The organism is Streptomyces corynorhini, from assembly GCF_003346515.1.
In the GTDB taxonomy this organism is placed as follows: domain Bacteria; phylum Actinomycetota; class Actinomycetes; order Streptomycetales; family Streptomycetaceae; genus Streptomyces; species Streptomyces corynorhini.
The window spans coordinates 1-22,694 of the sequence record NZ_QQNA01000079.1; the positions used below are offsets into that span (position 1 = coordinate 1).

Consider the following 22,694-nt stretch of genomic DNA (forward strand, 5'->3'; position numbering starts at 1 on the left):
GACCACCTCACCGCCCTCGACGGCGATCCGGCCCGCGTCGAGGGCGGTGAGGTGGTCGTCGTCGATGCCCTTGCGCATCTTCATGGTGACCGGCAGGTCCCCCGCGTTCGACACGGCCTCGCGCAGGATCGCCCGGAGCAGGGGCCGCTTGTACGGGAGGGCCGAGCCGCCGCCCCTGCGGGTCACCTTGGGCACCGGGCAGCCGAAGTTGAGGTCGATGTGGTCGGCGAGGTCCTCGTCCACGATCATGCGGACGGCCTTGCCGACGGTGACCGGGTCCACTCCGTACAGCTGGATCGAGCGGGGCGTCTCGGTCGCGTCGAAGTGAATGAGCTGCATGGTCTTCTCGTTGCGCTCGACCAGCGCCCGCGTGGTGATCATCTCGCTGACGAACAGCCCCTTGCCACCGCTGGCGGCGCCCGCCGGGGGACGACCCCCGAACCCCCGCGCGCCTTCGGCGAACTCCCTGCACAGCGTCCGGAAGGGAGCGTTGGTGATACCCGCCATCGGGGCGAGCACCACCGGCGGCTGGACGGTGTACGGGCCGATGGCGAGCGGGGCGGCCGGAAGCGGGGCGGCCACAAGCGTGGCGGCCGGGAACGGAGCGGTCATGCGGCCATTGTCCCTCACGCGAGAAGTTGTTAGTTAGTCGTACTATCGACGCATGCCCGAGCTGAGCCACCGACGGAAACTGCTGGTACTGGCGATCTGCTGCATGAGCCTGCTCCTAGTCAGCCTCGACAACACCATCCTCAACGTCGCCCTGCCGTCCATGCAGCGCGAGCTGCACGCCTCCGTGTCCGGGCTGCAATGGACCATCGACGCGTACACGCTCGTCCTGGCCTCCCTGCTGATGCTCTCGGGCTCCACGGCCGACCGGATCGGCCGACGCCGGGTCTTCAAGATCGGACTGGTCCTCTTCACCCTCGGCTCGGCGCTCTGCTCGGTCGCCCCCAGCCTCGAATCCCTGGTCGCCTTCCGGATGGTGCAGGCCGTCGGGGGCTCGATGCTCAACCCCGTCGCCATGTCGATCATCACCAACACCTTCACCGAACCGCGCGAGCGGGCCCGCGCGATCGGCGTCTGGGGCGCCGTGGTGGGCATCTCGATGGCGGCGGGGCCGCTGATCGGCGGGCTGCTGGTGGACTCCGTCGGCTGGCGGTCGATCTTCTGGATCAATCTGCCGATCGGCGTCGCGGCCCTATTGCTGACCTGGCGTTACGTCCCCGAGTCCCGCGCGCCCAAGCCGCGCCGCCCCGACCCCGTGGGCCAGCTGCTGGTCATCGGGGCGCTGGGCGCGCTGACCTACGCGATCATCGAGGCGCCGTCGGCGGGCCTGGCCTCGCCGCTGATCGTGTCCTTCGCCGTCGTCGCGGCGCTCTGTCTCGCGGGGCTCGTGCTGTACGAGCCGAGGCGCGCCGAACCCCTGATCGACCTGCGCTTCTTCCGCAGCGCGCCGTTCAGCGGGGCGACCGTCATCGCCGTGTCCGCGTTCGCCGCGCTGGGCGGGTTCCTCTTCCTCAACACGCTCTATCTGCAGAACGTACGGGGGCTCTCCGCGCTGCACGCCGGGCTCTACATGCTGCCGATGGCCGCCATGACGTTTCTCTGCGCGCCGGTCTCGGGCCGACTGGTCGGCAGCCGGGGACCGCGGCTGCCGCTGCTGATCGCGGGGGTCGCGATGACGGCGAGCGGCGTCCTGTTCGCGGCGTTCGACGCGGAGCGGACCAATGCGCTGCTGTTCACCGGCTACGTCCTGTTCGGCCTCGGCTTCGGCATGGTCAACGCCCCCATCACCAACACCGCCGTCTCCGGCATGCCCCGCTCCCAGGCGGGCGTCGCGGCGGCCGTCGCCTCCACCAGCCGCCAGATCGGCCAGACGCTGGGCGTCGCGGTGATCGGCGCGGTGCTGGCGGGCGGGGTGGCGGGCATGATCGGCTCGGCCTCGTACCGTACGGGGTTCACCGACGCGAGCCACCCGGCCTGGTGGATCATCACGGCGTGCGGGGCGAGCGTCCTGGTCGTCGGCGCGCTGACCAGCGGGTCCTGGGCCAGCCGTACGGCGCGCGACACGGCGCGGCTGCTGGAGCCCGCGCACGCCCCGGCTCAGCCCCCGGCGGCCACCGGCAGCGGCAGCACGGCGGGCAGCGGATCGGGGCCGGGGTCGAGCGCCGGGCCGGAGTCGGGCACCGGCCCGGACAGCAGGGCCTGAAGCCGCTCCAGCCGGACCCGGCTCACCTCGTCCGTCGGCACGTAGGTGACCAGCCGGGGCCCCGCGGAGGGCCCCAGCCAGAGGCTGGTGTGGACGAGATTGAGCAGCCCGACCCGGGCGTTGGCGAACCGCTTGGTGCGGTCCCCGGCGGGCGCCACCACCTCGTGCTGCTCCCAGAACTCCCGGAACTCGGGCGAGGCCGCCCGCAGCCGTCCGAGCAGTGTCTTCCAGGGCGGCTCCGCGAGATGCTCCGCCATGGCGGCACGGAACTTTCCCGCCATCGCCCGGCAGGTCTCCTCCCGGTCGACGAGCCCGGCGCGCCACTCGTCATTGGTGAAGGCCAGCCACAAGCAGTTGCGGTCCTCGGGCGGCAGCGCGTCCAGGTCGCACACGAGCCCGCCGTAGCCGCGGTTGTACGCGAGTATGTCGTAGCGGCTGTTCTGCACGCAGGCGGGGAACGGTTCCAGCGCCTCCAGCATCTGCCGCATCGCCGGCGTGATGGTCGGGCACGGCGTGCCGGGGGCCGGGTCGACGGCCGCAGCGAGGGCGAAGAGATGCGCGCGCTCACCGCTGTCGAGCAGCAGGGTGCGGGCGAGGGCGTCGAGGACCTGCGCGGAGACCTGGATGGGCCTGGCCTGCTCCAGCCACGTGTACCAGGTCACGCCCACGGCGGACAGCTGCGCGACCTCCTCGCGGCGCAGCCCGGGGGTACGCCGCCGTCTGCCGCGCTCCAGCCCGACCTGTTCGGGCGTGATGCGCTCGCGGCGGCTGCGCAGAAAGCCCCCGAGTTCGTGCCGCCGGATGTCCGTGTCCTGACCGACCCGGCCGGCCTGGTTTTCCGGGGCGGCCCACACCGAAGTACTCATACGGCAAGAGTGCCGCAGAGCCGAGACCATTGCCAGGCGCTCTCGGTACCCGGACGACGACGCTCGGGTACCCGGCTGAGCGGGCCGGCGGCCCGGCACGCTCCCCCTGGACGCGTCATTCTCCGGCGGGCCTCCGGGGGCCGGGGACGACGACCGAGGGCGCGCGCGACGAGGAGCTGGACCTGACCACCAGCTCCGGCGTCAGCAGGACGCGCTCGTGCTCCGCCCGCGGGTCCTTGAGGCGCGCGAGGAGCAGCCGGGTGCAGGCCCGGCCGGCCTCGGTCAGCGGCTGGCGGAGCGAGGACAGGCTCGGGGAGAGCAGCGCGGCAGCGGCCGAGTCGTCGAATCCGACGACGGCGACGTCCCGCCCCGGCGTCAGCCCGGCGGTGTGCAGCGCCCGGTAGCAGCCGAGGGCGAGGGTGTCGCTCGCCGCCACCACGGCCGTCGTGCCCAGTGGGAGCAGTTCGGCGACGGCCTCGCGCGCGGCGTCGACGTCGTTGCGGGACGCGGCCCGCAGCCCTCGTACGGGCAGGCCGTGCCGGCCCATCGCCTCGCGCCAGCCCCGCGCCCGGTCGTCGCCGACGCCCGAGCCCTTCGGCCAGCCGAGGAAGGCGATCCTGCGGTGCCCGAGCGCGACGAGGTGGTCGACGGCCGCGTCGGTGCCGTGCGCCCCGTCGATGTCCACCCAGTCCCCCGCGTCGCGGGCGCCCCAGGGGCGGCCGAAGGAGACGTAGGGGATGCCGCGCTTGCGCAGCCAGTCGGGGCGGGGGTCGGACCGGTGGGTGTTGCTCAGGACGAAGGCGTCCACGGAGCGTTCGCGTAACAGCTCGGCGTAGGCGTCGGGTTCGTCCGCGACGTCGGCGGGCACGGCGAACAGCATGACGCGGTATCCGCCCTGGTCCGCCGAGTCCGAGAGGGCGTGCAGGAAGTACTCCAGGACGAGCCCGGACACCCCGTCGGGCGTCGGCTGGACGCCGTAACCGATCAGCAGGCTCGACTGGGTGCGCAGCAGACGCGCGGCCTGGTGCGGCCGGTAGTCCATCTCCTCGATCACCCGGCGGACCCGCTCCAGGGTCCTGGGGGCCAGTAGTTCGGGCGAGTTGAGCGCGTTGGACACCGTCTGGGGCGACACACCGGCCCGTTGTGCCACCAGGGCGAGCGTCGCGGGCTTCCCCTTGGGCCCCCCGGACGGGGTCGTACGTGCCATCTCATCGCCTCCATCACCGGCACCGGAACGGTGCCCATGACGAACGATAAGATCACTTCCGGTCGCGCGGCACCGGGTTTCCCCCGGGAACGGCGCCGGACGGCGTCTGCCGGGTAGCCCGAGTACCAGGATAAAGACACTCTGGTACCAGGTTGCGCGATGCGCGATCGTCGGTGGGGTGAGCAGAATATCCGCGTCCCCCCGGAAGACACCAACCACCGGCTCCGCCCCCTCCGCCCCCTCCGCCGCCGGACCGTCCGTCGTCCACGACCACGGTTCCGTCCTCGGGGCGCTCGGCCTCTTCACGGTGCTGCTGGGTGCGGCGCTTCCCCTGATCGATTTCTTCATCGTCAATGTCGCCCTGCCGACGATCGACCGCGATCTGGCCGCGGGTCCCGCGCTGCTGGAGCTGGTCGTCGCCGGTTACGGGCTGGCCTATGCCGTGCTGCTGGTCCTCGGCGGAAGACTCGGCGACACCTTCGGGCGGCGACGGCTGTTCCTTGTCGGCATGGCCGCCTTCGGGCTGACCTCGCTCGCCTGCGGACTCGCGCCGAGCGCCTGGGCCCTGGTCGGGGCGCGGGTCGCGCAGGGCGCGGCGGCGGCGCTGATGCTGCCGCAGGTGCTGGCCACCATCCAGTCCACGACGGCGGGCCCGCGCCGGGCGAAGGCGCTCAGCCTGTACGGGGCCACGGCCGGCCTCGCGATGGTGGCGGGCCAGATCCTGGGCGGGGTGCTGGTCGCGGCCGATATCGCGGGCAGCGGCTGGCGGGCGATCTTCCTGGTCAATGTGCCGGTCGCGCTGGTCGGGCTGTTCCTGGCGCTGCGCTCGGTGCCGGAGACGCGTTCGCAGGAGCCCGCGCCCGTGGACGTGCCGGGAACGCTGCTGCTGGCCGTCAGCCTGGTGACGCTGCTGGCGCCGCTCACGGAGGGCCGGGCGGCCGGGTGGCCGCTGTGGACCTGGGTGTCGCTGGCGGCCTTCCCGGTCGCGGCGTACGCCTTCCTGTGGGTGGAGCGGCGGGCCGACCGGGCGGGGCGGACGCCGCTGGTGCCGCCGAGCCTGTTCGCGCTGGTCACGCTCCGGCGGGGGCTGGCGCTGCTGGTGCCGTTCGGGATCAACTTCGGCGGGTTCATGTTCGTGAACGCCGTGGCGCTCCAGCAGGGCCTGCGCATGGGGGCGATCACCGCGGGAATGGCGCTGGTGCCGATGGCCCTGGCGTTCTTCGCCGCCTCGCTGGCCGGGCCCCGGCTGATCCGGCGGTACGGCAGCCTGGTGGTGACGGCGGGCGCGGTCATCCAGGCGGTCGGGGTCGCGCTGCTGGTGTTCACCGTCTGGCACGGCTGGCCCGCGGTCACGACGCTGGATCTGCTGCCGGGTGTCGCGCTGGCCGGTCTGGGCCAGGGTTTCCAGCTGCCGGTCATCATCCGGATCGTACTCTCCGACATCCCGGCCGAACGGGCGGGAGTGGGCGGTGGCGTCATGGTCACGGCGCAGCAGTCGGCGATGGCGCTCGGGGTGGCGACGATGGGCTCGCTGTTCCTGAGCCTGACGACGTCCATGGGGATGGGCGACGCGCTGACGGTCACACTGCTGGTGCAGCTGGGACTGGTCGCGCTGACGGGGCTGCTGAGTCTGCGGCTGCCGCGCGCGATCGGCTGAGCGGCCGGGGCCGGCCGTGGCCGGTCATGACGGACGGGCCCGGATCACCTCGGTGATCCGGGCCCGGCCGCGTGCTGGTCCTGCGGTGTCAGTCCTGTGCTGGTGCCGCGGTGTCAGTCCCGTGCTGGTCCTGCGGCGTCAGTCCTGCGCTTCCGCCGTGTCGCCGGGGGCGGTGCCCTGACCGGCGGCGCGCTCGCGCATCTTGCGCAGGAGTTCCTGCTTCTGGTCGGCGGCGGCCTTGCGGTTGGCGTCCCGGGCGGGGGCGCTGGACTGCGGGTCCGTGCGGCCGGGCTTGGTGCGCTGACCGCCCACGCCGAGAAGGTTGTTGCGGCTCTTTGCCACGGGGTTCTCCCGAAGTGATGAGAAGTGATCTGCGGAATCGTCGGTGGGGGGCGGACTGTCGCCGCCGCGCTCTCACTCGTAGATCTGGAAGAACATGCCGCTGACGCTACCACCGGGCGGGACCGGCGACGCACTGATTTTCCGTGGACCGACACGGAATGGATGACAGATATTGAAATCTGTCACTCCATATGTCATCGTTGGTCTTGTCACTCTTCGATCCCCAGCGATCCGTATGGAGGCATCCCGCCATGACCAGCGACGCCAACACGGGCAGCACCCCCGCCCCCGCCCCCTCGTCGGCCTCCTCTTCCTCCCTCTCCGCCTCCCGCTCCCTCTCCGCCTCCTCCGCCTCTCACTCCGCCGTGCCGACCCGGGCGCTCGGTGGCTCGGGCCCGCGGTCCGCCGCGCTCGGCCTCGGCTGCATGGGCATGTCAGGGGCGTACGGGAGCGGTGACGAGCGCGGCGAATCCGTCGCCACCATCCACGCGGCGCTCGACGCGGGCATCACGCTGCTCGACACCGGTGACTTCTACGGCATGGGCCACAACGAGCTGCTGATCAACGAGGCCCTGCGCACGGCCGGCCCCGCGGCCCGCGAACGGGCCGTCATCAGCGTCAAGTTCGGCGCCCTGCGCGATCCGGACAACGGCTGGGGCGGGCCCGACGGACGCCCCGCCGCCGTGAAGAACTTCGCCGCGTACTCCCTCCAGCGGCTGGGCACGGACTACATCGACATCTACCGGCCCGCGCGGCTCGACCCGGACGTGCCGATCGAAGAGACGGTCGGCGCCGTCGCGGAGCTGGTCCAGGCCGGGTACGTGCGGCACATCGGGCTCTCGGAGGTCGGCGCGGAGACCATCCGCCGAGCCGCCGCCACGGCCCCGATCTGCGACCTCCAGATGGAGTACGCCCTGATCTCACGCGGGATCGAGGCCGACATCCTGCCGACGCTCCGGGAGCTGGGCATCGGCGTCACCGCGTACGGGGTGCTGTCGCGCGGACTCATCGGCGGGCACTTCACCGGCGACCAGCGGCTGGCCGCCGACGACTTCCGGTCGGTGAGCCCGCGCTTCCAGGGGGAGAACCTCCAGCACAACCTCACGCTGGTCGAATCGCTGCGCAAGGTCGCCGAGCAGAAGGGGGTGACGGTCGCGCAGATCGCCATCGCCTGGGTGCTGTCCCGGGGCGAGGACATCGTGCCGCTCATAGGCGCCCGCAGCCGTGAGCGGCTGACCGAGGCCCTCGGCGCCCTGGACGTCACGCTGGACGACGGGGACCTCGCCGCCATCGAGCGCGCCGTCCCGGCCGACGCCGCCGCGGGGGACCGCTACCCGAGCGCCCAGATGGCGATGCTGGACAGCGAGCGGTGACGGGCCCGCGGCGGGGCGTGACGACCGGCGCGTACGGGGCCGCCTGACGGGTACCGTCAGCTGTCATCACCCGTCCCACCGACGCCACCACCGCCTCCGGCGCCGTACGACCATGAAAGGGCTGGCCCCGTGAGCACCGAGCCCCTGACCGCCGAGCGCATCCTCGAAGCCACGGAGGAGGTGCTGCGGCGCTACGGCCCCGCGAAGGCGACGGTCGTCGACGTGGCACGGGTGCTCGGTGTCAGCCACGGCAGTGTCTACCGGCACTTCCGTACGAAGGCCGCCCTGCGCGAGGCGGTGACCAAGCGGTGGCTGAGCCCCACGGAGGCGGCCCTCGCCCGGGTCATCAGCGACAGCGGGCGGGAGCCGGGCGCGGCGAAGCTGCGGGCGTGGCTGCTGACGCTGTTCGACGCCAAGCGGCTCAAGGCGGGGGACGATCCGGAGCTGTTCGCCACGTTCTGCGCGCTCTCCCAGGAGAGCAGCGACGTGGTCGACGCCCATCTGACGGAGCTGACCCGGCAGCTCACCCGGATCATCGAAGAGGGCGTACGGGAGGGCGAGTTCGCGGCGCCGGACCCGAGGGAGGCCGCCGGGGCGGTGTTCGCCGCGACGGCCCGCTTCCACGACCCGGCGTACGCACCGGAGTGGCGGAAGTCCACGATCGACGCGGAGTTCGACGCCGTGGCCGCTCTGCTGCTGCGCGGGTTGCGCGCCTGACCGGGCCCGGCCCGCAACCCGCAGCCCGTCGGCCCGTCGGCCCGTCGGCCCCTGGCCCGCTCAGGGCCGGTCGGTCGTGGGATCCACCGTCGCCTGGTGTGCGTCGGTGAGGTGTTCCTCGGCCTTGAGCCAGGGCAGGAACTGGGCGTTCTTGCGCCAGCCGCAGGTGTCGCAGACCAACGACCGCTGCACACCGGCCTTCTGGACGCGTACGACGTGTTCGCGTCCGTGCTGGTCCCATCGGGTGACCTTGCTGGTGGTCGTGGACGGCATGATCCGTGTTCCCCTCGTAGGCCGGGGCCCAGTGTGCCGCACGGGCAGCGTCAACAGACCCGATCCGCCGAGGGAGTTGCGGGAGCCGCGAGGCTCCCGCAGGGCCCCGGCGCGGCCCCAGCGCGGCCCCGGCGCGCGGGAAGGCCCCCGGTTCCCCACCGTGAGGGAGCCGGGGGCCTTCCCGTCTGTCGCGTCCGGTTCAGCAGCCGATGAGCCGGCCGCCCAGGTAGCTCTGGATCTGGTCGAGCGAGACGCGCTCCTGCTTCATCGTGTCGCGCTCACGCACGGTCACCGCGTTGTCGTCCAGGGTGTCGAAGTCGACCGTGACGCAGAACGGCGTGCCGATCTCGTCCTGGCGGCGGTAGCGGCGGCCGATGGCGCCCGCGTCGTCGAACTCGATGTTCCAGTTGCGCCGCAGGTCCGTCGCGAGGCCCTTCGCCTTCGGCGAGAGCTGCGGGTTGCGGGAGAGCGGCAGGACGGCCACCTTGACCGGCGCGAGGCGCGGGTCGAGGCGCATCACGACACGCTTCTCCATCACGCCCTTGGCGTTGGGGGCCTCGTCCTCGTTGTAGGCGTCGAGGAGGAAGGCGAGCATCGCGCGGCCGACACCGGCGGCGGGCTCGATGACGTACGGGGTCCAGCGCTCACCGGCCTCCTGGTCGAAGTACGACAGGTCGTGGCCGGACGCCTTGGAGTGGGCCGAGAGGTCGTAGTCCGTACGGTTGGCGACGCCCTCCAGCTCGCCCCACTCGCTGCCGCCGAACTGGAAGCGGTACTCGATGTCGGCGGTGCGCTTGGAGTAGTGCGAGAGCTTCTCGGCCGGGTGGTCGTACCAGCGCATGTTCTCCTCACGGAGACCCAGGTCGCGGTACCAGTTCCAGCGCTGCTCCATCCAGTATTCCTGCCACTGCTCGTCCTCGCCCGGCTTGACGAAGAACTCCATCTCCATCTGCTCGAACTCGCGCGTGCGGAAGATGAAGTTGCCCGGAGTGATCTCGTTCCGGAAGGACTTGCCCATCTGCGCGATGCCGAAGGGCGGCTTCTTCCGGGAAGTCTGCTGCACCTGGGCGAAGTTGGTGAAGATGCCCTGGGCCGTCTCGGGCCGCAGGTACGCGACGGACCCGGAGTCCTGCGTCGGACCGAGGTGGGTGGAGAGCAGCCCGGAGAACTGCTTGGGCTCGGTGAAGGTGCCCTTGTTGCCGCAGTTGGGGCAGTTGAGGTCGGTCAGGCCGTTCTCGGGGGCCTTGCCGTGCTTGGCCTCGTACGCCTCTTCCAGGTGGTCGGCGCGGAAACGCTTGTGACAGGAGGTGCACTCGGTGAGCGGGTCGGTGAAGGTCGCGACGTGGCCCGACGCTTCCCAGACCTCGGTGGCAAGGATCACCGACGAGTCGATACCGACAACGTCCTCGCGCGAGGTGACCATGTAACGCCACCACTGACGCTTGAGGTTCTCCTTCAGCTCGACTCCGAGCGGCCCGTAGTCCCAGGCGGCGCGCTGGCCACCGTAGATCTCACTGCACGGGTAGACGAAGCCACGGCGCTTGCTCAGGTTGACGATGCTGTCGATCTTGTCGGCGGCCACGGTGCTCTCTTCATTACGACGACGACGAACGGCGAATGACTCAGATTAGCGGCGGGCGCACCCCTTCGATCAAATCGGTGCTGGGTATCGGACATCCCGCCCACTTCCCAAGCCATTTCCGACCCGTTGTTGACAATCGTTTCCACTTTTGTTGAAAATGACTGTCATGAACGTACGACGCCTGATACCCACCGCCACCCTCGCCGGAGCTGTCACGCTCGGCCTGGTGGCCCTGTCCGCCTGCTCCTCCTCCGACGCCGCCACGAAGAGCGGGGGCAAGCTCGCGGTGACCGCGTCGTTCTACCCCATGCAGTTCCTGGCCCAGGAGATAGGCGGCGACCACGTCTCCGTCACCACCCTCACCAAGCCGGGTGTCGAGCCGCACGACCTGGAGCTGAAGCCCCGGCAGGCCGCCCAGCTCGGCGAGGCCGACGTGATCGTCTACCTCAAGGGCATACAGCCCGCCGTGGACAAGGCCATCGCCCAGTCCGGCGTGCGCAACACCGTCGACGCGACCACCCTGACCACGATGGAGCAGCACGGCACCGAGGCCGGTCACGACCACGGCCACGGCGAGGACGGCGAGCACGCCGACGACCACGCCGACGAGGAGACCCACGCGGCCGAGGACGAGGAAGCCTCCGCCGACGGCAACGACCCGCACATCTGGCTCGACCCGGTGAAGTTCGCCGAGGTCGCCAAGGGCGTCGGCGCCGCGCTGGAGAAGGCCGACCCGGACCACGCCGCCGACTACCAGAAGAACACCACGGCCCTGGTCGGCAAGCTCGACGGCCTGAACACCGCCTTCAAGGATGGTCTCGCCGACACCTCCACCAGGACCTTCATCACCACCCACGCCGCCTTCGGCTACCTCGCCGAGCGCTACGGCCTGGAGCAGGAGGCCATCGCCGGCATCGACCCCGAGGCCGAGCCGAGCCCCGCCCGGGTCAAGGAACTGGAGACCATCGCGAAGCGCGACAAGGTGAGCACCGTATTCTTCGAGACGCTCGCCAGCGACAGGACCGCCAAGACCCTCGCCGGCGACTCGGGGCTGAAGACCGACGTCCTGGACCCGCTGGAGGGCATCACGGACGCCTCGAAGGGCGCCGACTACATCGAGGTCATGCGGTCGAACCTCGAAGCACTGCGGAAGGCGCTCGGCGCGAAGTGAAACGGACAGCGGCATCGGAGGCGCCCGGCATGGTGACGGTGAAGAGCGAACACGCCCAGGAGGCGGCGGAGCGCGGCCACGCCCCTCGGCCGGTACGGGCCAGGGAGCCCCGGCCGCTGCCCGCGCCGGTGATCGCGCTGCGCGGCGCCACCGCCACGCTCGGCGGGCGGCCCGTGCTGCGCGGCATCGACCTCACCGTGCACCCCGGTGAGGTCGTCGCGCTGCTCGGCGCCAACGGCTCGGGCAAGTCCACGGCCGTGCGCTCGGTGATCGGGCAGGTGGCCCTGGCGAGCGGCGAGATCTCGCTGTTCGGCGCGGAGCTGCGGCGCTTTCGCGACTGGTCCCGCGTCGGCTACGTACCGCAGCGCACCACGGCGGCCAGCGGGGTACCCGCGACCGTCCGCGAGGTCGTCTCCTCGGGGCGGCTCTCCCGTACCCGGCTGGGATGGCCCTCCAAGGCCGACCGGGCGGCCGTCCAGCGGGCCATCGAGCTGGTGGGGCTGGCCGACCGCGCCAAGGACTCCGTGGGCGCCCTGTCGGGCGGCCAGCACCAGCGCGTGCTGATAGCCCGCGCGCTCGCCGCAGAACCCGAACTGCTGATCATGGACGAGCCGATGGCGGGCGTCGACCTGGCCAGCCAGGAGATCCTCGCGGCGACCCTGCGCGAGCAGGTGGCGGCCGGGACGACCGTCCTGCTGGTCCTGCACGAGCTGGGCCCGCTGGAGCCGCTCATCGACCGGGCGGTGGTGCTGCGCGACGGCTGTGTGACCCACGACGGTCCGCCGCCCAGGGCCGTCGGCCAGCACGCCCTGCCCGGCCACGCCCCCGAGCCTCTGACCGATTCGAGCTGTCACCCCCACGCGGCCGGCGAGCCGCTCCGCACCGGACTGCTGAGCTGACCCATGGAAATACTGCAGACCCCGTTCATGCAGCGGGCACTGATAGCGGCCGTACTGGTCGGCATCACCGCCCCCGCCGTCGGCATCTACCTCGTCCAGCGCCGCCAGGCGCTGATGGGCGACGGCATCGGCCATGTCGCGATGACCGGGGTCGGGCTGGGCTTCCTGCTCTCCTGGAGCCCCGTGTGGGTGGCCACGCTGGTCTCGGTGGCGGGCGCCGTCACGATGGAGCTGATCAGGGCGTACGGCCGCACCCGCGGCGACATCGCGCTCGCGATGCTCTTCTACGGCGGCATGGCGGGCGGCGTACTGCTGATCAACCTCGCGCCGAACGGCTCCAACGCCAACCTCAGCACCTACCTCTTCGGCTCCCTGTCGACGGTCTCGCCCGCCGACGTGACCGCGATCTCGCTGCTCGCCGCCTTCGTGGTGCTGGTGACGGTGGGGCTGCGCAGGCAGCTCTTCGCGGTCAGCCAGGACGAGGAGTTCGCCCGGGTCACCGGGCTGCCGGTGCGCACCCTCAACCTGCTGATCGCCGTGACGGCCGCGGTGACCGTGACCGTCGCCATGCGAGTGGTGGGGCTGCTGCTGGTCAGCGCGCTGATGGTGGTGCCGGTGGCGGCCGCGCAGCAGGTCACCCGGTCCTTCGTGGTGACCTTCGTCCTCGCCGTCGTGATCGGTACGGCCGTGACGCTGGCCGGCACCGTCACCTCGTACTACCAGGACGTGCCCCCCGGCGCGACGATCGTGCTCATCGCCATCGGCGTCTTCGTGCTGCTGACGGCGGTCGCCTCGCCACTGGCCGCGCGACGCGCCCGCGCGCTGCGCGCCGCCGACGACGCGCCGGACGTGGACGTACCGTCCGCGCGGCGCCCCACGGACGAGGTAACGGTCTGAGCGCGAGCTGGCACAATGGCCCGACGTAAGCGGGTAACGCCCGACGGATGACGACGGGCAGAGGCAAGGAGGCACCTGTGACGACTGCGCCCAGCAGTGGATCGAGCACGGCCCCCGTCCGCGGCCGATCGACCCGTCAGCGTGCCGCGGTGGCGGCGGCGCTCGACGAGGTGGACGAGTTCCGCAGTGCGCAGGAGCTTCACGACATGCTCAAGCACCGCGGCGACTCGGTCGGTCTGACCACGGTCTACCGCACCCTCCAGTCCCTCGCCGACGCGGGCGAGGTCGACGTACTGCGCACGAACGACGGCGAGTCGGTCTACCGGCGCTGCTCGACCGGCGACCACCATCACCATCTGGTCTGCCGGGTCTGCGGCAAGGCCGTCGAGGTCGAAGGCCCCGCGGTGGAACAGTGGGCCGAGACGATCGCCGCGCAGCACGGCTATGTGGCGGTGGCCCACACGGTGGAGATCTTCGGCACGTGTGCGGAGTGCGCGGAGTGCGCCGAGAACGCGAAGAAATCCGCGCGGAAGAACTGACCCTCCGGGCGGTGGCTGTGCCACCGCCCGGCAGAGCGGTCCCCAGGCGGTGCGAACGCCGGGGGCCCCTTTTCGCTGTCCGTGCGGCCGTCGGCGGCCCCCCTTGCCCCTCCCCCGGCCCTCCGGCCCGGCTCCAGGGCCAGGCTGTGCCACCACCGTTCGCGGGTCGGCGGGCCGAGGCCCACCGACCGCGGACGGCGCCGGTCGGTCAGCTCTGCCGCTGCTCGACGGGCGCCTCGTCCTGCTCCTGGATGTCCACCAGGGAATCCTGGTTGGGCAGCGCACCGCCGAACCGCCGGTCCCGGGAGGCGAACTCCAGGCACGCCCGCCACAGATCGCGCCGGTCGAAGTCGGGCCACAGCACGTCCTGGAAGACCATCTCCGCGTAACTGCTCTGCCAGATCAGGTAGTTGGATGTCCGCTGCTCACCGCTGGGCCGCAGGAAGACATCCACGTCCGGCATGTCCGGGTAGTACAGGTACTTGGCGAACGTCTTCTCGTTGACCTTCGCCGGGTCGAGCTTCCCGGCCGCGACATCGGCCGCGAGCGCCCGCGCCGCGTCCGCGATCTCGGCGCGGCCACCGTAGTTGACGCAGAAGTAGAGCGTCATGGCGTCGTTGTCCTTGGTCTGCTCCTGCGCGACCTGAAGTTCCTGGACGACCGACTTCCACATCTTGGGCATCCGGCCGACCCAGCGGATCCGGATCCCCAGCTCGTCCATCTCGTCGCGGCGGCGGCGGATGACATCGCGGTTGAAGTTCATGAGGAAGCGCACCTCGTCGGGCGTCCGCTTCCAGTTCTCGGTGGAGAACGCGTACAGGGACAGGTTCTTGACGCCCATCTCCAGGCAGCCCTTGAGCACGTCGAGGACGACGCCCTCACCCACCTTGTGCCCTTCGGTGCGCGGCAGCCCGCGCTCCTTGGCCCAGCGCCCGTTGCCGTCCATGACGACGGCCACGTGCTTGGGCACCAGCTCGCTCTGGATCTTCGGCGGAACAGCGCCGGAGGGATGCGGTTCCGGCGTCTTGTACTCGCGGCGGGAGCGCCCGAGGATTCCGCGTCGTGCCATGCGCTTCTCGTCTCCTAGATCTTCTCTACGTACTAGTTCTTCTCTACGTATCTGAGTGAGCGCAGGCCGCGCTCCAGATGCCAGTGCAGATAGGCGGACACCAGCCCGCTGCCCTCCCTGACATGCCGCGCCTCGCACGCGTCGGCCGTCTGCCAGTCCCCCGTCAACAGCGCGCTGAGCAGTCCGACGGCCTCAGCAGAGGGTACGACGCTGCCGGGCACCCGGCAGTCCCCGCACACGACCCCGCCCGCCCCCACCGAGAAGAACCGGTTGGGGCCCTGGAGCCCACACTTCGCGCAGTCGTCGAAGCTGGGCGCGTACCCGTTGACGGCCAGCGAGCGCAGCAGGAAGGCGTCCAGGATCAGATGCGGCGCGTGCTCGCCGCGCGCCAGGGTGCGCAGTCCGCCGACGAGCAGCAGATACTGCTGCACGGCCGGCTCGCCCTCGTGGTCGGTGAACCGTTCCGCCGTCTCCAGCATGGCGGTGCCCGCCGTGTAGCGGGCGTAGTCGGCCACGATGCCGCCACCGTACGGAGCGATGGTCTCGCCCTGGGTGCACAGCGGCAGCCCCCGCCCGATCAGCTCGCTGCCCCGCGCGAAGAACTGCACGTCGACATGGGAGAACGGCTCCAGCCTGGCCCCGAACTTGGACTTCGTCCGCCGTACCCCCCGCGCGACGGCGCGCACCCGGCCATGGCCGCGGGTCAGAAGCGTGATGATGCGGTCGGCCTCACCGAGCTTCTGCGTGCGCAGCACGACACCGTCGTCCCGGAACAGACTCATGGGCCTCATTCTCCCGCACGCGTACGACGCGACGGCCCCCGGTGCGTCCGGCGGGACGGCCCCCGGCCGACGGGTGAGGGAACGGCCGCTCAAGGTGACGTGCGTGACCGGGGAACGTACCGGCGTACGCGCCGGGGCCGGACCCTCACCGCGCACCCCAGCTCCCGGCCCCGCCACGCACCCGCCGCAGCTCAGGACAGCGTGCCCGCCGCCGCCAGCAGCCTCTCCGTGTCGACCGCCCGCAGTTGGAGCGCGCCGCCGACCGTGGACAGGACCTCGCGCTCCGGCGGGCTGTAGGCGCCGTCGGCCAGGGCGATGCGCGCGCCCTGCAGGAGGATGGCCTCCCGGCCGGCCGGGGCCAGGTGGGGGGCGAGGGGCTCCAGCGCTTCGTGCAGCTCGATCGCGAGCGCGGCGCCGCACGGGCCCGGCTCGACGATGAACCGGCCGGTGTCCGCCGCGAGCGCCTCGACCAGGTCCGTCAGCCGGTCCTCCGTGCAGTCCTCGAAGCCGGCGGCGCGCACGGTCAGGACGGCGGTCTCCCGGACCGTACGGGACGAGGTGCCGCCCGCCGCGAGGACCGCGAGGGCGACCGTGTGGACGGCGTCGCGCAGCATCGCGGAGAAGCGGATCGTGGTGGGGTGGTCCAGGATGTCCGTGCCGAAGTGGGCGTGACAGGCCGCGCATTCGATCACGGGGCCCGCGACGCCGCGCGGGAACAGCGGGATGCCGAGCACGGTGAAGCGGCGACGGCCCGTACGGCGGCGGTAATTGCGGTCGCCGCCGCAGTCGGGGCAGAAGAACTCACCGTCGCCGACGGTGTTCCACGACGTACGGATGCCGCAGACGCGCATTTTCCGGCCGCTTGATCGTTGAGTTGGCAGCACGTCGCGCACCTCCGTAACGCTTCGGCAACGCTTCGTTGCGTTGCACTCCACTTCGCCTCTGCGCCCTTTCGGGGAATCCGGATGCAGAGCCGCCGCGTTGACGTGATGTTAGCCACATCTTCGGCGCGCCGTCAGCACCGCGACGTGAGATCGCCACGACATGGCCGAACCCCGCCCACCACAGTGGCGGACGGGGTTCGCGCGGTCGGAGGTAAAGACTCAGGTCAGCGCGTTGCGCGGTTCACCGCGGAGATGACCGCCTTGAGCGAGGCGCGCGTGGTGTTCGCGTCGATTCCGATCCCCCAGAGGATCTTTCCGTCGATCGCGCACTCGATGTACGAGGCGGCCTGGGCGCTCGCGCCCTCGCTCATCGTGTGCTCCTGGTAGTCCAGGAGCCTGGCGTCCACGCCGACCTCGGCCAGCGCCGCGAAGAACGCCGAGATCGGACCGTTGCCGGTGCCGCTCAGCGTCGTCTCCTCGCCGTCCACCACGGCCTGTACGGTCAGCGTGTCCTGGCCGTCCGTGTCGGTCGTGGACTGGCCGGAGCGCAGCTGCACACGGCCCCAGGCGTTCTCCGGGTTCGGCAGGTACTCGTCCTGGAAGACCGACCAGATCTGGCCGGGCGTGACCTCGCCGCCCTCGGCGTCGGTCTTGGCCTGAATGATGCGGGAGAACTCGATCTGCATCCGGCGCGGCAGGTCCAGCTTGTGGTCGTTCTTCAGAACGTACGCGATGCCGCCCTTGCCGGACTGCGAGTTGACCCGGATGACCGCCTCGTAGGAGCGGCCCACGTCCTTCGGGTCGATCGGCAGGTACGGCACGGCCCAGGTGATCTCGTCGACGGACTTGCCCTGTGCCGCCGCGTCGGCCTCCAGCGCGTCGAAGCCCTTCTTGATGGCGTCCTGGTGGGAGCCGGAGAAGGACGTGTAGACCAGATCGCCCGCGTAGGGGTGGCGCGGGTGGATCTCCATCTGGTTGCAGTACTCGCTGGTACGACGGATCTCGTCGATCTGCGAGAAGTCGATCTGCGGGTCGACGCCCTGCGAGAAGAGGTTCATGCCCAGGGTCACCAGGTCGACGTTGCCGGTGCGCTCGCCCTGGCCGAACAGACAGCCCTCGACACGGTCGGCCCCGGCCATCAGCGCCAGCTCGGCGGCGGCCACGGCCGTGCCCCGGTCGTTGTGCGGGTGCACGGACAGGCAGACGTGCTCGCGGCGGGAGAGGTTGCGCGACATCCACTCGAAGCGGTCGGCGTGCGTGGACGGCGTGGAACGCTCCACCGTGGCGGGCAGGTTGAGGATGATCTCGCGGCCGGCCTCGGGCTGCCAGACGTCCATGACGGCCTCGCAGACCTCCAGGGCGAAGTCCAGCTCGGTGTCGGTGAAGATCTCCGGGCTGTACTGGTAGCCGAAGGCCGTCTCCGGCCCGAGGATCTTCTCGGCGTACTCCGTCACCAGCCGGGTGCCGTCCACCGCGATCTGCTTGACCTGCTCGCGCGTGCCGCGGAAGACGACCCGGCGGAAGGTGGGGGCGGTGGCGTTGTAGAGGTGCACGGTGGCGCGGTGGGCGCCGCGCAGCGCCTCGACGGTGCGCTCGATCAGCTCCTCGCGGGCCTGGGTGAGGACGGAGATCGTCACGTCCTCGGGGATCGCGCCCTCTTCGATGATCGACCGTACGAAGGCGAAGTCGGTCTCGCCGGAGGCCGGGAAGCCGACCTCGATCTCCTTGTAGCCCATGCGTACCAGCAGGTCGAACATCTCGCGCTTGCGGGCGGGCGACATCGGGTCGATCAGCGCCTGGTTGCCGTCGCGCAGGTCGGTGGAGAGCCAGCGGGGGGCGGCGGTGATCCGGTTGCCGGGCCAGGTGCGGTCGGGGATGGCGACGGCCTCGTAGGGGCCGTACTTGTGGATCGGCATCCCGGAGGACCGCTGGGTGTGGGTCGCGTTGGTGAGGGGCGTGGGGCGACCGACGGAAGAATCAGACATTGCGTGGGGCTCCTCGTGTGTCCGCTGGAACGGCCGACGGGGCGTGATCACCGCAACGCCAAACTCCGCGGGGAGGGGGTCGGCCTACGACTACAGGCCCTCGCCGCGGCAGCTAAGGAGAAGCAGCCCGAAACGCATGATGTTCAGTAGCGTAACCGAGGCGTCCGGTCCGCGCGGCTCCGTATCAGCATGCGGGACCGGCCCGGCGGGGGCCGGAGGGCCCCTCTATACAGAGAGTCAGGATTTAACCGCCGCGGGGTGACGGATCACTCTATTTCAGCAACCTCGGTCGCAATCGGTGACAGGATTCCCACGGAGTGCCACATTGGCTTCATGGACGCCATCGCTCCCGCCACCGCTCCCGCATCCGCTTCCGCATCCACTTCCGGCACCGCTGCCGTCTTCTGCGCCATCGTGCCGCCGCACGTCCTCGACAGACTCGCGCAGGCCGAGGATCCCGCGATCTCCGGGCCCGCCCGCCGCACCCTGGAGGCGGACTCCGCGCAGCGCACGCGGCGTCGGCTGACCACGGCCGTCGGCCCGCGCGTGCTCACCGAGCCCGCCGGACAGGACACGTCCGCCACCGGGAAGCCCCGCCGTACGATCCACGACTGCGAGCACGGCACCGCGCTGCCGGGCGAGAAGGTCCGCGGCGAGGGTGACCCGCCCACCCAGGACGCCACGGTCAACCGCGCGTACGCGGGGCTCGGCGCCACCTTCGAGCTGCTGCTGAGCGCGTACGGACGCGACTCGCTGGACGGCGCGGGGCTGCCGCTGACCGCCAGCGTCCACTACGACCGGGAGTACAACAACGCCTTCTGGGACGGCGACCAGATGGTCTTCGGCGACGGTGACGGCGAGGTCTTCCTCGACTTCACCATCCCGGTCGACGTGATCGGCCACGAGCTGACCCACGGCCTCACCCAGTACACCGCCAATCTCGCCTACTACGGCCAGTCCGGCGCGCTGAACGAGTCGGTGTCGGACGTCTTCGGCGTGCTGGTCAAGCAGTTCACCCTGGACCAGACCGCCGACCGGGCCGACTGGCTGATCGGCGAGGGCCTGCTCGCCCCGGGCGTCAGCGGCGTCGCGCTGCGCTCCATGAAGGCCCCGGGCACGGCGTACGACGACCCGGCCCTCGGCAAGGACCCGCAGCCCGCCACCATGGAGGGCTACGTACGGACGAGCCGCGACAACGGCGGGGTCCACATCAACTCCGGCATCCCGAACCACGCGTTCTACCTGTTCGCCACCCAGCTGGGCGGCAAGGCGTGGGAGCGGGCGGGCCAGATCTGGTTCGACGTGCTGACCGGCGGCGAACTGGAGGTCGACGCGGACTTCGCCGACTTCGCCCGGCTGACCGTCGCGGCGGCGCGGGCGCGCTTCGGAGACGCGGCGGAGCTGGAGGCCGTGACCAAGGCGTGGTCGCAGGTCGGCGTGGCCACGGCGTAGCGCGGACGGCCGACGGCACGGCGCGTGGCACGGGCGGCGGCTACCGTCGCCGCCCTTCACGTACTAGAACAGGACTATGCGTATCCAAGTACGGCGCACAGGCGGCTTCGCGGGCATCGAGCGCAGGTCGGAGGTCGACACGTCGGATCTGCCCGATGCCGAGGTCTGGCGCGAGCTGGCCGAGCGTGCGCGGGCCGACAGCCAGGACGCCCCGCCACCGGGTGTGCCGGACGGCTTCAGCTACCGGATCACGATCGACGAGCACACGTTCCACTGCGCGGACCCCCGGCTGACCGACGCGCAGCGCGCGCTGATCTCCCGGGTGCTCAAGGAAGGCGCTTAGGGCCTCTCGTTTGGATCATGCCGGGCTCGCGAGCCCTGGCACCGCGCCTCGCCGCGTTGTCGTCGGTCGCCTACGCTCCGCGTGGGCTCCCTCCTCCGCCTCGCGATCCACGGCACCAGACCCCGCTCCCTCATCCGGCCTGATCCAAACGAAAGACCCTAGGGCCCGGAGAGAGGTTGCCCCGGGCCTTCGGCCGCCGCGAGTCCGCAGTCCGCAGTCCGCAGTCCGCAGTCCGCTCAGAATCCCAGCTTGCGCAGCTGCTTAGGGTCGCGCTGCCAGTCCTTGGCGACCTTGACGTGCAGGTCGAGGAAGACCGGCGTGCCCAGGAGCGCCTCGATGTGCTTGCGGGACTTCGTCCCGACCTCCTTGAGGCGCTTGCCCTTGGGGCCGATGATGATGCCCTTCTGGCTGGGCCGCTCGATGTACACGTTCGCGTGGATGTCGAGCAACGGCCGGTCCGCCGGGCGGTCCTCGCGCGGGAGCATCTCCTCGACCACGACCGCGATCGAGTGCGGCAGCTCGTCCCGTACGCCTTCCAGCGCGGCCTCACGGATCAGCTCGGCCACCATGACCTGCTCCGGCTCGTCCGTCAGGTCGCCCTCCGGGTAGAGCGGCGGGCTCTGCGGGAGCAGCGGCACCAGCAGGTCGGCGAGGAGGCCGACCTGCTGGTCCCCGACGGCGGAGACGGGGACGATCTCGGCCCACTCCATGCCGAGTTCCTTGCCGATCTGGTCGATCGCGATGAGCTGCTCGGCCAGGGTCTTGGAGTCGACGAGGTCCGTCTTGGTGACGACGGCGATCTTCGGCGTCTTCTTGATCGCGGCCAGTTCCTTGACGATGAACCGGTCGCCGGGGCCGAGCTTCTCGTTCGCGGGCAGGCAGAAGCCGATCACGTCCACCTCGGCCCAGGTCGTCCGCACGACATCGTTCAGCCGCTCGCCGAGCAGGGTGCGCGGCTTGTGGAGGCCCGGGGTGTCGACCAGGATCAGCTGCGCCTCGGGCCGGTGCACGATGCCCCGGACGGTGTGCCGCGTGGTCTGCGGCCGGTTCGAGGTGATGGCCACCTTCTGGCCGACCAGAGCGTTCGTGAGGGTGGACTTGCCCGCGTTCGGGCGACCGACGAAGCAGGCGAAGCCGGCCCGGTGGGGGGCTTCGGCCGTCTCGGGAGAAGTCTCGGAAGAGGAGGTACGAGCGCTCATGGCGCCCATTCTCCCCGATCGTTTACCCGCCGCCTACCAGCCGGCGCCCCGGGCCGCCGCGTGGCCGCCCCGAGGCCCGCAGGACCGCCCGGCCTCAGCCGGCCGTGACCGTGGCCGTCAGGGTGCCGTCCGGGCCCGCCACCAGCACCGGTGTGCCGGGGCCGCCGAGGTCGCGAACGGCGGCGCGGTCCTCGTCCGACGCACCGGACTCGGCGGTGACGACGGCGGCCGCCTCCAGGGAGGTGGCGCCGCTGGCCACGGCCATGGCGACGGCGGTGCGCAGCGCGCTGAGCTTGAGGGAGGCCAGCTCCACGGTGCCCGCGACATACGTACGCCCGGTCTCGTCCCGTACGGCCGCGCCCTCCGGTACGCCGTTGCGGGCGCGGGCGCTGCGGGCGAGGGTGATGATCTTGCGGTCCTCGGGGTCGAGGCCGGTGGCGTCGCCGGTGCTCTGAGTCATGCCCCGAGCATAGGCAGGCGCGTGGGGCGGGGCGTGGGGCGGGGCGTGGGGCCCCTCGCGGCGGCGGCCCGGGGAGCGGACCGGGCGCGCTGAGCGGGGTGGTGCTGGCGACCGTCGCGGTCTCGCTGGCGAGCATGTGCCATCTGATCGCGCTCGTCTCCTACGGCCTGACGGCGACCTCGGGCATCCCCAACGGTGAGCAGGGGCTCGCGACGGGGCTGGTGACCACGACGCAGCAGGTCGGGATGACCATCGGCATTCCGCTGCTGGGGGTGGTGGCGGCCACGCACGAGGTGCTCGACGACGGGGTGCGGCTGGTGGTGGCGATCGACGCGGCGATCGTGCTGGTGGCGGCGGTGCTGGTGGCGCTGGGGCTGCGCGGCCGGCGGCGTACGGGCTGACAGTGGCCGGGCCGGGGCTCCGTCAGGGCCGGTCCAGCCGGAGCCGCTGGGCCTTCGGCAGGCCCGCCACCACCAGGTCGTAGGAGTCCTCGATCAGCTCGCGCGCCATCCGGGCGGGCACCCCGCCGACCGTCACCGTGTTCCAGTGGCGCTTGTTGAGGTGCCAGCCGGGGACGATCGCCGGGTGGGTCTCCCGCAGTCTGATGGCGTCGTCGGGGTCGCACTTGAGGGAGATCGTCAGCGGCCGTTCCTCCAGGGCGCAGAAGGCGAAGATCTTGCCGCCGACCTTGAAGACCGTGAGTCCCGGGTTGCGTGGGAACGGGACCTCCTCGGAGGTCCCGTTGAGCCCGAGGCAGTACGCGCGCAGTGCCGTCGCCGTCAGCG

The 22,694-nt window shown here is 71.3% G+C and carries 23 protein-coding genes and 1 pseudogene; 11 read left to right on the plus strand and 13 right to left on the minus strand.

What is annotated here, in order from left to right; translation table 11 throughout:
- Window positions 1–612 (minus strand): tRNA dihydrouridine synthase (locus DVH02_RS11220; protein ID WP_199566241.1); only part of this gene is annotated, 612 nt, incomplete at its 3' end.
- A gap of 52 nt (window positions 613–664) precedes the next feature.
- Between DVH02_RS11220 and DVH02_RS11225 the strand changes: the two genes are divergently transcribed.
- Window positions 665–2,212 (plus strand): MFS transporter, encoded by a 1,548-nt coding sequence (locus DVH02_RS11225; RefSeq protein ID WP_114623629.1) that lies wholly within the window; start codon window positions 665–667, stop codon window positions 2,210–2,212.
- Here DVH02_RS11225 and DVH02_RS11230 read toward each other — a convergent pair.
- Together DVH02_RS11230 and DVH02_RS11235 are read right to left on the minus strand one after the other, a co-directional pair.
- Window positions 2,107–3,078: a helix-turn-helix transcriptional regulator gene (locus DVH02_RS11230; protein ID WP_114623630.1), complete on the minus strand. Its 972-nt coding sequence runs from the start codon at window positions 3,076–3,078 to the stop codon at window positions 2,107–2,109. The genes DVH02_RS11225 and DVH02_RS11230 overlap by 106 nt on opposite strands.
- A gap of 115 nt (window positions 3,079–3,193) precedes the next feature.
- Window positions 3,194–4,285 (minus strand): LacI family DNA-binding transcriptional regulator, encoded by a 1,092-nt coding sequence (locus DVH02_RS11235; protein ID WP_114623631.1) that lies wholly within the window; start codon window positions 4,283–4,285, stop codon window positions 3,194–3,196.
- A 307-nt stretch (window positions 4,286–4,592) separates the two neighbouring features.
- Here DVH02_RS11235 and DVH02_RS11240 point away from each other — a divergent pair, with 307 nt between their 5' ends.
- Window positions 4,593–5,942 carry an MFS transporter gene (locus tag DVH02_RS11240; protein WP_233518159.1) on the plus strand — a complete coding sequence of 450 codons (1,350 nt, stop codon included), beginning with the start codon at window positions 4,593–4,595 and terminating at the stop codon, window positions 5,940–5,942.
- A gap of 138 nt (window positions 5,943–6,080) precedes the next feature.
- Here the strand turns inward: DVH02_RS11240 and DVH02_RS11245 are convergent, their stop codons facing one another.
- Window positions 6,081–6,284, minus strand: coding sequence for a DUF6243 family protein (locus tag DVH02_RS11245; RefSeq protein ID WP_114623633.1), 204 nt, complete (start codon window positions 6,282–6,284; stop codon window positions 6,081–6,083).
- A 365-nt stretch (window positions 6,285–6,649) separates the two neighbouring features.
- On the opposite strand from DVH02_RS11245, the gene DVH02_RS11250 reads away from it, so the two are divergent.
- Window positions 6,650–7,657: an aldo/keto reductase gene (locus tag DVH02_RS11250; RefSeq protein ID WP_407697613.1), complete on the plus strand. Its 1,008-nt coding sequence runs from the start codon at window positions 6,650–6,652 to the stop codon at window positions 7,655–7,657.
- Between the two features lie 129 nt (window positions 7,658–7,786).
- Window positions 7,787–8,374 (plus strand): TetR/AcrR family transcriptional regulator, encoded by a 588-nt coding sequence (locus DVH02_RS11255; RefSeq protein WP_114623635.1) that lies wholly within the window; start codon window positions 7,787–7,789, stop codon window positions 8,372–8,374.
- Between the two features lie 60 nt (window positions 8,375–8,434).
- Here DVH02_RS11255 and DVH02_RS11260 read toward each other — a convergent pair whose 3' ends face one another.
- Both DVH02_RS11260 and DVH02_RS11265 read right to left on the minus strand, forming a co-directional pair.
- Window positions 8,435–8,647 carry a hypothetical protein gene (locus tag DVH02_RS11260; protein ID WP_114623636.1) on the minus strand — a complete coding sequence of 71 codons (213 nt, stop codon included), beginning with the start codon at window positions 8,645–8,647 and terminating at the stop codon, window positions 8,435–8,437.
- A 199-nt stretch (window positions 8,648–8,846) separates the two neighbouring features.
- Entirely contained in the window at window positions 8,847–10,229 is a 1,383-nt protein-coding gene (locus tag DVH02_RS11265) for a glycine--tRNA ligase (RefSeq protein WP_114623637.1), read from the minus strand.
- Window positions 10,230–10,395: 166 nt separating this feature from the next.
- On the opposite strand from DVH02_RS11265, the gene DVH02_RS11270 reads away from it, so the two are divergent.
- The 4 genes from DVH02_RS11270 to DVH02_RS11285 all read left to right on the plus strand — a co-directional run bounded on the left by DVH02_RS11270 (window position 10,396) and on the right by DVH02_RS11285 (window position 13,735).
- Entirely contained in the window at window positions 10,396–11,400 is a 1,005-nt protein-coding gene (locus DVH02_RS11270) for a metal ABC transporter substrate-binding protein (RefSeq protein ID WP_114623638.1), read from the plus strand.
- Between the two features lie 29 nt (window positions 11,401–11,429).
- On the plus strand, window positions 11,430–12,299 hold the full coding sequence (locus tag DVH02_RS11275) for a metal ABC transporter ATP-binding protein (RefSeq protein ID WP_114623639.1): 870 nt from the start codon (window positions 11,430–11,432) through the stop codon (window positions 12,297–12,299).
- 3 nt (window positions 12,300–12,302) lie between these two features.
- Window positions 12,303–13,196, plus strand: a complete 894-nt coding sequence (locus DVH02_RS11280) for a metal ABC transporter permease (RefSeq protein WP_114623640.1) — start codon at window positions 12,303–12,305, stop codon at window positions 13,194–13,196.
- Between the two features lie 77 nt (window positions 13,197–13,273).
- Window positions 13,274–13,735, plus strand: a complete 462-nt coding sequence (locus DVH02_RS11285) for a Fur family transcriptional regulator (protein ID WP_114623641.1) — start codon at window positions 13,274–13,276, stop codon at window positions 13,733–13,735.
- A gap of 208 nt (window positions 13,736–13,943) precedes the next feature.
- Here the strand turns inward: DVH02_RS11285 and DVH02_RS11290 are convergent, their stop codons facing one another.
- From DVH02_RS11290 to leuA, 4 genes are all read right to left on the minus strand, one after another.
- Window positions 13,944–14,804 (minus strand): isoprenyl transferase, encoded by an 861-nt coding sequence (locus DVH02_RS11290; RefSeq protein WP_114623642.1) that lies wholly within the window; start codon window positions 14,802–14,804, stop codon window positions 13,944–13,946.
- Between the two features lie 32 nt (window positions 14,805–14,836).
- Window positions 14,837–15,586, minus strand: coding sequence for a DNA repair protein RecO (recO, locus tag DVH02_RS11295; protein ID WP_114623643.1), 750 nt, complete (start codon window positions 15,584–15,586; stop codon window positions 14,837–14,839).
- Between the two features lie 191 nt (window positions 15,587–15,777).
- The gene (locus DVH02_RS11300; protein WP_114623644.1) at window positions 15,778–16,437 is read right to left on the minus strand and encodes a TerB family tellurite resistance protein; all 660 of its coding nucleotides are present in this window, start codon (window positions 16,435–16,437) and stop codon (window positions 15,778–15,780) included.
- Between the two features lie 257 nt (window positions 16,438–16,694).
- On the minus strand, window positions 16,695–18,455 hold the full coding sequence (gene leuA / locus DVH02_RS11305) for a 2-isopropylmalate synthase (RefSeq protein ID WP_114623645.1): 1,761 nt from the start codon (window positions 18,453–18,455) through the stop codon (window positions 16,695–16,697).
- Window positions 18,456–18,788: 333 nt separating this feature from the next.
- Between leuA and DVH02_RS11315 the strand changes: the two genes are divergently transcribed.
- The gene (locus DVH02_RS11315; RefSeq protein ID WP_114623646.1) at window positions 18,789–19,907 is read left to right on the plus strand and encodes a M4 family metallopeptidase; all 1,119 of its coding nucleotides are present in this window, start codon (window positions 18,789–18,791) and stop codon (window positions 19,905–19,907) included.
- 76 nt (window positions 19,908–19,983) lie between these two features.
- Complete coding sequence (locus tag DVH02_RS11320; protein ID WP_114623647.1) at window positions 19,984–20,250, plus strand: protealysin inhibitor emfourin; 267 nt, start codon at window positions 19,984–19,986, stop codon at window positions 20,248–20,250.
- A gap of 236 nt (window positions 20,251–20,486) precedes the next feature.
- Here DVH02_RS11320 and era read toward each other — a convergent pair whose 3' ends face one another.
- Both era and DVH02_RS11335 read right to left on the minus strand, forming a co-directional pair.
- Window positions 20,487–21,458 carry a GTPase Era gene (era, locus tag DVH02_RS11330; protein ID WP_199566242.1) on the minus strand — a complete coding sequence of 324 codons (972 nt, stop codon included), beginning with the start codon at window positions 21,456–21,458 and terminating at the stop codon, window positions 20,487–20,489.
- Between the two features lie 85 nt (window positions 21,459–21,543).
- The gene (locus DVH02_RS11335) at window positions 21,544–21,909 is read right to left on the minus strand and encodes a cytidine deaminase (RefSeq protein ID WP_114623648.1); all 366 of its coding nucleotides are present in this window, start codon (window positions 21,907–21,909) and stop codon (window positions 21,544–21,546) included.
- 77 nt (window positions 21,910–21,986) lie between these two features.
- On the opposite strand from DVH02_RS11335, the pseudogene DVH02_RS11340 reads away from it, so the two are divergent.
- Window positions 21,987–22,310, plus strand: a pseudogene (locus DVH02_RS11340) (MFS transporter); the annotation flags it as partial.
- A 22-nt stretch (window positions 22,311–22,332) separates the two neighbouring features.
- On the opposite strand, the gene DVH02_RS11345 reads toward DVH02_RS11340, so the two are convergent.
- The gene (locus DVH02_RS11345; protein WP_114623672.1) at window positions 22,333–22,692 is read right to left on the minus strand and encodes an MmcQ/YjbR family DNA-binding protein; all 360 of its coding nucleotides are present in this window, start codon (window positions 22,690–22,692) and stop codon (window positions 22,333–22,335) included.
- Window positions 22,693–22,694: the final 2 nt, after the last annotated feature.

Excerpts from the sequence above, each read along its gene's own strand:
- DVH02_RS11260 (WP_114623636.1), bottom strand. The coding sequence starts at position 8,647 with ATGCCGTCCACGACCACCAGCAAGGTCACCCGATGGGACCAGCACGGA.
- DVH02_RS11335 (WP_114623648.1), bottom strand. The coding sequence starts at position 21,909 with ATGACTCAGAGCACCGGCGACGCCACCGGCCTCGACCCCGAGGACCGC.
- DVH02_RS11300 (WP_114623644.1), bottom strand. The coding sequence starts at position 16,437 with ATGCGCGTCTGCGGCATCCGTACGTCGTGGAACACCGTCGGCGACGGT.
- era (WP_199566242.1), bottom strand. The coding sequence starts at position 21,458 with ATGGGCGCCATGAGCGCTCGTACCTCCTCTTCCGAGACTTCTCCCGAG.
- DVH02_RS11225 (WP_114623629.1), top strand. The coding sequence starts at position 665 with ATGCCCGAGCTGAGCCACCGACGGAAACTGCTGGTACTGGCGATCTGC.
- DVH02_RS11280 (WP_114623640.1), top strand. The coding sequence starts at position 12,303 with ATGGAAATACTGCAGACCCCGTTCATGCAGCGGGCACTGATAGCGGCC.
- leuA (WP_114623645.1), bottom strand. The coding sequence starts at position 18,455 with ATGTCTGATTCTTCCGTCGGTCGCCCCACGCCCCTCACCAACGCGACC.
- recO (WP_114623643.1), bottom strand. The coding sequence starts at position 15,586 with ATGAGTCTGTTCCGGGACGACGGTGTCGTGCTGCGCACGCAGAAGCTC.
- DVH02_RS11290 (WP_114623642.1), bottom strand. The coding sequence starts at position 14,804 with ATGGCACGACGCGGAATCCTCGGGCGCTCCCGCCGCGAGTACAAGACG.
- DVH02_RS11230 (WP_114623630.1), bottom strand. The coding sequence starts at position 3,078 with ATGAGTACTTCGGTGTGGGCCGCCCCGGAAAACCAGGCCGGCCGGGTC.
- DVH02_RS11320 (WP_114623647.1), top strand. The coding sequence starts at position 19,984 with ATGCGTATCCAAGTACGGCGCACAGGCGGCTTCGCGGGCATCGAGCGC.
- DVH02_RS11235 (WP_114623631.1), bottom strand. The coding sequence starts at position 4,285 with ATGGCACGTACGACCCCGTCCGGGGGGCCCAAGGGGAAGCCCGCGACG.
- DVH02_RS11275 (WP_114623639.1), top strand. The coding sequence starts at position 11,430 with ATGGTGACGGTGAAGAGCGAACACGCCCAGGAGGCGGCGGAGCGCGGC.
- DVH02_RS11315 (WP_114623646.1), top strand. The coding sequence starts at position 18,789 with ATGGACGCCATCGCTCCCGCCACCGCTCCCGCATCCGCTTCCGCATCC.
- DVH02_RS11270 (WP_114623638.1), top strand. The coding sequence starts at position 10,396 with ATGAACGTACGACGCCTGATACCCACCGCCACCCTCGCCGGAGCTGTC.